At 62.1% G+C, this 7,049-nt stretch carries 7 protein-coding genes; all 7 read left to right on the forward strand.

All coding sequences use genetic code 11. The features are described 5' to 3' along the window. Nucleotides 1–76 precede the first annotated feature (76 nt). Nucleotides 77–1,240, forward strand: a complete 1,164-nt coding sequence (locus AC3A4H_RS12725; RefSeq protein ID WP_348779638.1) for a D-alanyl-D-alanine carboxypeptidase family protein — start codon at nucleotides 77–79, stop codon at nucleotides 1,238–1,240. 92 nt (nucleotides 1,241–1,332) lie between these two features. Then, a complete protein-coding gene (tmk, locus tag AC3A4H_RS12730) occupies nucleotides 1,333–2,004 on the forward strand; it encodes a dTMP kinase (RefSeq protein ID WP_487766970.1) in 672 nt (223 codons plus the stop codon). Continuing rightward, complete coding sequence (locus AC3A4H_RS12735) at nucleotides 2,001–3,056, forward strand: DNA polymerase III subunit delta' (protein WP_487766971.1); 1,056 nt, start codon at nucleotides 2,001–2,003, stop codon at nucleotides 3,054–3,056. The genes tmk and AC3A4H_RS12735 overlap by 4 nt, the downstream gene beginning before the upstream one ends. Before the next feature lie 89 nt (nucleotides 3,057–3,145). Then, nucleotides 3,146–4,699 carry a methionine--tRNA ligase gene (gene metG, locus AC3A4H_RS12740; RefSeq protein WP_487766972.1) on the forward strand — a complete coding sequence of 518 codons (1,554 nt, stop codon included), beginning with the start codon at nucleotides 3,146–3,148 and terminating at the stop codon, nucleotides 4,697–4,699. Between the two features lie 11 nt (nucleotides 4,700–4,710). Next, the gene (locus tag AC3A4H_RS12745; protein ID WP_487766973.1) at nucleotides 4,711–5,502 is read left to right on the forward strand and encodes a TatD family hydrolase; all 792 of its coding nucleotides are present in this window, start codon (nucleotides 4,711–4,713) and stop codon (nucleotides 5,500–5,502) included. A 3-nt stretch (nucleotides 5,503–5,505) separates the two neighbouring features. Next, the gene (locus tag AC3A4H_RS12750; protein ID WP_487766974.1) at nucleotides 5,506–6,324 is read left to right on the forward strand and encodes an MBL fold metallo-hydrolase; all 819 of its coding nucleotides are present in this window, start codon (nucleotides 5,506–5,508) and stop codon (nucleotides 6,322–6,324) included. A 19-nt stretch (nucleotides 6,325–6,343) separates the two neighbouring features. Next, on the forward strand, nucleotides 6,344–6,814 hold the full coding sequence (locus AC3A4H_RS12755; RefSeq protein WP_487766975.1) for a YbaK/EbsC family protein: 471 nt from the start codon (nucleotides 6,344–6,346) through the stop codon (nucleotides 6,812–6,814). Nucleotides 6,815–7,049 lie beyond the last annotated feature (235 nt).

Raw genomic sequence — 7,049 nt, forward strand, 5'->3', positions numbered from 1 at the left:
AACACTTGCTACCTTGTCGATTGGCCTGTTACCCTATTTCCAGTCCAAGCTGCAAATTAACTGGACTGGTGTTGTGATGCCTTTTCGACCGTCTTTCTTTGCCGCGTTTTTGAGCCTCGCACTGGTTTTTAGCTTTGCGGCATCCGCCAACGCTCAATTGTTCGAATCGAAGGCCAAAGAGGCCTTCATGATCGATGCCGACACGGGATCGATCCTTTTCTCCAAGAACGCCGACACGCCATTTCCGCCGGCTTCGCTTGCCAAGCTCATGACCATGGAGGTCGTGTTCCATGCAATCAAGGAAGGCCGCTACACTCTCGACGATACATTCGCGGTCAGCGAAAATGCGTGGCGCAACGGCGGCGCAAAGTCCGGCGGCTCGACCATGTTCGCCGCCCTCAAGTCCACCATCCGCCTGGAGGATTTGATCAAGGGGATCGCCGTGCAGTCCGCTAATGATGGCTGCATCATCATTGCCGAAGGCATGGCCGGCAGCGAGGAGAATTTCGCGACGCTGATGACCGAGCGCGCACGCGAACTGGGTCTCACGAAGTCGGTGTTCAAGAATTCCACGGGCCTTCCCGCCGATGGCCAGGTGATGACGGCGCGCGAACTCGTCGAACTGTCTGAGCACATCTGGCGCGAATACCCTGATCTCTACAAATATTTTGCCGAGCCGGACTTTACCTGGAACAAGATCACCCAGCGCAATCGCAACCCGATCCTTGCCATGGACATCGGTGGAGATGGCCTGAAGACGGGTTATACGGAGGAATCCGGCTACGGCATCGTGGGTTCGGTCAGCAGAGACGGCCGCCGTATCTTCGTGGCCCTCAGCGGAATGAGCAGCGACCGCGAGCGCTCCGAGGAGGTGCGCAAGATCCTGGACTGGGGCATGCGGGCGTTTCAAAAGACCCAGTTGTTCGCCGATGGCGAAGTGGTGGCGGAGGCCGGCATATACGGCGGCGCCAAATCGGGCATCGCGCTGAAGGCACACGGGCCGATTTCGATTCTGGTTCCGATCACCAACCGCGACCGTCTGACGGCGCAGGTGGTCTATGAGGGGCCGATCATCGCGCCGGTCGAAGAGGGAACCCGAATTGGCACCTTGCGGGTCAAGATCGGCGACACGCTAAGCCAGGAAACACCTCTCTATGCTGCTGAGAGCGTGGGGCTCGGGCCCTTGCACAGGCGTGCTCTCGACGCGGTCGGAGAGTTGCTCATCGGCTGGATGCGCTGATCATCGTAAAAGTGGACGTATCGTCCCCACCGGCATAAGACGGGGTCAACCGGCGCCGGACCTCAGTTCCGGTCCGAGCAAGGACAAATGAATTGACGCGCGGACTTTTCATAAGCTTCGAAGGTGGCGAGGGCGCCGGCAAGTCGACGCAGATCAAGCTGCTAGCGGCCAAGCTTCGCGCGAAGGGCTATCGGTTGACGGTCACGCGGGAGCCCGGCGGCTCGCCCGGCGCGGAAGCGATACGCCACGTCATCCTGTCGGGCGCGGCCGAGACTTTCGGCCCGAAGATGGAAGCTTTGCTGTTTGCAGCAGCGCGCTCCGACCATATCGAGCAGGTCATCCGGCCAGCCATCGAGCGCGGCGACATCGTTCTCTGCGACCGTTTCGTGGATTCATCGCGCGTCTATCAGGGCGGTTCGGGGGAAATCGATCCTGTCTTCATGACGGCACTCGAGCGCGTCTCGGTCAACGGCATGATGCCGGACCTGACGCTGATCTTCGATATCGATCCGGCGCTCGGAATGCAGCGCGCGGCAGCGCGGCGGGGCGATGATGCTGCGGACAGGTTCGAGAAGGAGACGCTCGCGGTCCATCGAAGCCGCCGCAAAGCCTATCTTGAAATCGCCCGCAAGGAGCCCGAGCGCTGCATCGTCATCGACGCGTCGCAGCCCGTTGAGACGGTCGAGCACGCGGTGACGGAAGCCGTGTTCCGAACCGTCGAGGCGTGTTTTGCAAGCGCCTCGGGCCAGGCCCAGGAGGCGTGATGTTCGAACGCATCGCACCAGAGCAGCACGACACTCTGGACGGCGTGCCGGAGCCGGCCGAGAACCCGTTCCTGTTCGGGCATGAGAGCGCGGCTGCCATGCTCGCCGCCGCCTACCGCGCCCGAAAGCTGCCGCACGCGCTGCTGCTGGCCGGGCCCCAGGGCATCGGCAAGGCAACGCTGGCGTTCCACCTCGCGTACCACCTGTTGAAGAACCCGAACCCTTCGGTAGCCCCGGAGACGCTGTCTACGCCTGATACGGCCTCGCCGCTGTTCCGTCAGGTTGCGATGGGCGCGCATCCGGGCGTCCTTCACCTGACACGGCCATTGAATGAAAAGACGAAGGCCTTCAAGACGGTCCTGACCGTGGATGAAATCCGCAAGGTCAACCGGTTCCTCTCGATGACTTCCCATGACGGAAGCTACCGCGTGGTTATCGTCGATCCTGCCGACGACATGAACACCAATGCGGCAAACGCGCTGCTCAAGAACCTCGAGGAGCCCCCGGCAAAGACGCTGTTCATCCTCATCACCCATTCGCCGGGCAGCCTGCTTCCCACGATCCGTTCTCGCTGCCAGATGGTTAGGTTGTCGCCGCTCGACGCAGGCACTCTGCTGCAGGCGCTTGGGCGCGCCGACACTCCGCTGCCGGAGAGCTCTGAAGCACGGGCGGCGCTTGCAGAGCGGGCAGGGGGCAGCGCGCGCAACGCAATCGTCCTGACGCAATATGGCGGGCTGGAGATCGCGGAGGCCGTCGATGGGCTTCTGGCCGCGCCGCATCTGGACGTGGCCGCCGCGCACAAGCTTGCCGAGGTGGTGGCCGCGCGCGACCAGGCCATGCGTTTCGACATCTTCAACCGCCATGCCCTCGACCTGCTCGCGGATGCCGCTAGCGCCGCCGCGCTGAACAATGATATCGCGCGCGCCAATCGTCTCTCGGAAGCATGGCAGGAGGCGCGGGCGTCGATCAACGAGGCCGAGATCTACAATCTCGACAAGAAGCAGCATGTGCTTAACATGATCATGCGTCTCAACGCGGCCATGCGAATGTGAAGCTCCTTCACGGGTGCGGGATAGCAATCGCTTTCCCGATGCGTTATCTCACCGCTCAATTCACCATTTGAAGTACGAACGGCTTCTTCATGTCCCGCGAAAAATTCTATCTGACGACAGCCATATCCTACCCCAACGGCAAGCCTCACATCGGGCACGCCTACGAGCTGATCGCGACGGACGCGCTGGCACGCTTCCAGCGCCTCGATGGCAAGGACGTTTTCTTCCTGACCGGCACCGACGAGCACGGCATCAAGATGCTGCAGACGGCGCGCAAGGAAGGCATCACGCCGCGCGAGCTGGCGGACCGCAATACGGCCGAGTTCCAGCGCATGGCCGAAGCGTTGAACGCGTCCAACGACGACTTCATCCGCACTTCCGAAAAGCGCCACTATGAGGCTTCCCAGACCATCTGGAAGGCCATGGCCGCCAGCGGCGACATCTACAAGGGCGGCTATGCCGGCTGGTATTCGGTTCGCGACGAAGCTTATTACGGCGAGGAGGAAACCGAGGTCCGCCCCGATGGCATCCGCTACGGACCTCAGGGGACCCCAGTGGAATGGGTGGAGGAAGAAAGCTATTTCTTCCGCCTGTCGGCCTACCAGGACCGGCTGCTGGCGCACTACGAAAAGCATCCTGAATTCGTCGGCCCGCCGGAGCGGCGCAACGAGATCGTCAGCTTCGTCAAATCCGGGCTGAAGGACCTCTCGGTTTCCCGCACCACCTTCGACTGGGGCATTCCGGTGCCTGGCGACGAGAAGCACGTGATGTATGTCTGGGTCGATGCCTTGACCAACTACATCACGGCTCTTGGCTATCCGGACACCAATGCCGAACGCTGGCGCTACTGGCCGGCCGATGTTCACGTCATCGGCAAGGACATCACCCGCTTCCACACGGTCTACTGGCCCGCATTCCTGATGTCTGCCGGCCTCGAGTTGCCGAAGCGGGTTTTCGGTCACGGCTTCGTGTTCAACCGCGGCGAGAAGATGTCCAAGTCGGTCGGCAACGTGATCGACCCGTTCGCGCTGGTTTCGCACTACGGCCTCGACCAGGTTCGCTACTTCCTTCTGCGCGAGGTGCCGTTCGGCCAGGATGGCAACTACAGCCACGAGGCGATCGTCAACCGCACCAACGCCGACCTTGCCAACGACCTGGGCAATCTCGCCCAGCGCTCGCTGTCGATGATCGCCAAGAATTGCGGCGGCGTGGTTCCGCAGCGCGGCACCCTGGCCGAGGTCGACAACGCATTACTGGAGCAGGCCAGTGCAGCGCTCGTCACCGCGCGCAAGACGATGTCCGAGCAGGCAATCCATCAGGCGCTCGCCGCCATCTTTGCCGTCGTTGCCGAGGCAAACCGCTATTTCGCCGCGCAGGAGCCGTGGGCGCTCAAGAAAACAGATCCCGCGCGCATGGAAACCGTGCTCTACACAACCGCCGAAACAATCAGGCGCATCAGCATCATGTGCCAGCCTTACATTCCGGAGTCCGCCTCCAGGCTGCTGGACCTTCTGGCCATTCCGGCCGAGGAGCGCAGCTTCGACAGGATCGCCGACGACCACGCGCTGACGCCTGGAACCGCGCTGCCGGCTCCCCAGGCGGTTTTCCCGCGCTATGTAGAGCCTGCCGCGGCCGAGTCTTGAAACGCTTGAAAATGCTTGTCGACAGTCACTGCCATCTCGACTTTCCCGACTTCGCCCAGGAGCGCGCCGACATCGTCGCGCGCGCCCAGGCCGCGGGGGTCGGGCGCATGGTCACGATTTCCACGCGGGTGAAGCGGTTTCCCGAGATATTGGAGATCGCGGAGGCCTTCGACCCGGTGTACTGTTCTGTCGGCACGCATCCGCACAATGCCGGCGAAGAGATCGACGTCTCGGCGGACGAACTCGTAAGGCTGGCAGCACATCCGAAGGTGGTGGCGATCGGCGAGGCCGGGCTCGACTATTTTTACGACAAGGCGCCGCGCGAGGCGCAGGCGCAGAGCTTCCGTGCCCATATCGACGCCGCCCGCCGAACCGGCCTGCCGCTGGTCATCCATTCGCGCGACGCCGACGACGACATGATCGCAATCCTGGAGGAAGAAAGCGGGAAGGGGGCTTTCCCCTTCGTGCTGCACTGCTTCTCGTCAGGACGAACGCTTGCCCAGGCGGGCGTGCGGCTCGGAGGTTATGTCTCGTTTTCCGGTATAGTGACGTTCAAGAAGTCGGAGGAGCTGCGCGCGATCGCGGCGGAGGTGCCTCGTGACAGGCTGTTGGTCGAGACGGACGCACCCTACCTGGCGCCGGTGCCGTATCGAGGCAAGCGCAACGAACCCGCCTATGTCGCGCACACCGCCAAGGTGCTTGGGGAAACGCTGGGCCTCGGCGAGGAAGAGATCGCCACAATCACCACGGACAACTTCTTTCGCCTGTTCAGCAAGATGCCACGACCCGCGCAGGGCGCCTGAGGCATGACGGACCTGCTTCGCCTCACCATCCTTGGCTGCGGCTCATCGCCGGGAACGCCGCGGATCACGGGCGATTGGGGCGATTGCGATCCGCAGAACCCAAGGAACAGGCGCCGTCGCGCCGCCGCCATGGTCGAGCGTGTCTCCGCCAGCGGCGGGGTCACGCGCGTTGTGATCGACACCGGCCCGGATTTCCGCGAGCAGATGCTGATGGCGGGCGTGAAGCGGATTGATGCGGTTGTCTATACGCATCCGCATGCCGACCATATCCATGGCATCGACGACCTACGTGGCTTCGTGCTGGAGCAGCGCCAGCTTGTGGACATCTATGCCGACCAGCCGACCCTGAACCGCCTGTACGAGGCGTTCGGCTATTGTTTTGAAACGCCGCTCGGCAGCTCCTATCCGCCTATCCTGCGGGCGCATGAGATCGAGCATTCGGACCCGGTGTCGATTGAAGGAGAGGGCGGCACCCTCACCTTTGTGCCGCTGCCGCAGATACATGGCGACATCATCTCGCTCGGCTTTCGTGTCGGACCGATGGCCTATTGCTCCGACGTCAGCCACTTTCCGCCGGCGACGGCCGAACTGATGCAGGACCTCGACGTGCTGGTAATCGATGCTCTGCAATATCGACCCCACCCGAGCCATCTTTCGCTCAATGAAGCTCTGGAATGGATCGATCGGCTGAGGCCCAAGCGGGCTGTGCTGACGCATATGCACGTGCCGCTGGACTACGCCACCGTCACCGACCAGACGCCGGAGAACGTCGAGCCGGCCTATGATGGCATGATCATCGAAATCCCTTTGAAATCAATGTGAACGAGGTGGAGGCTCAACGATGGCTGGCAGTATCGATCGCGTGATGGAAGCCGCGGCAGCCGCCGGGCTCGAGATCGAAATTCGTCGCATGGGAGCCTCCACGCGCACCGCTGAGGAAGCTGCTGAGCAATGTGGCTGCTCGCCCGCACAGATCGTGAAATCGCTGGTGTTTCAAGGCGAAAGCAGTGGAAAGCTTTACCTGTTCCTGGTCTCGGGACCTAATCAGCTCGATCTTTCCAAAGCTGCGGAACTCGTTTCGGAAACGCTCAAGCGCGCCGACCCGCGTTACATCCGCGAGCAGACCGGCTTTGCCATCGGCGGCGTCTCGCCACTGGGACATTTGATCGAGATCCCGGCCTTCGCGGACCAGACGCTGCTGTCGTTTGATCTGGTCTGGGCAGCGGCCGGCGCGCATGACGCCGTGTTTTCTTCCGAGCCGACGGCCTTGTTTGCTGCCGCACGCGCCAGGACGGCAGACCTGGCCGCGTAAGCTCATGTGGCGGGAACGCCGTGAAGTTCGCGTCGAAGATGATGCTGTAGCCCGGAGGCCGACTCTGGTGTTCCTGACATCGCGCCTTGGCCTCTCTTGGCCGGGTTCATGAACTCGCGAGTTCCATAATCTATCTTATGTGACTTTTATTTGTGGCCGGGTGGATTCTACCTTGAAGTGCGACTTTGCAGCGATATCAATGGCTTATCGCAGGCAAGGAACCGCAGATGAAACG

Source organism: Pseudaminobacter sp. Soil_N_29, from assembly GCF_057656055.1.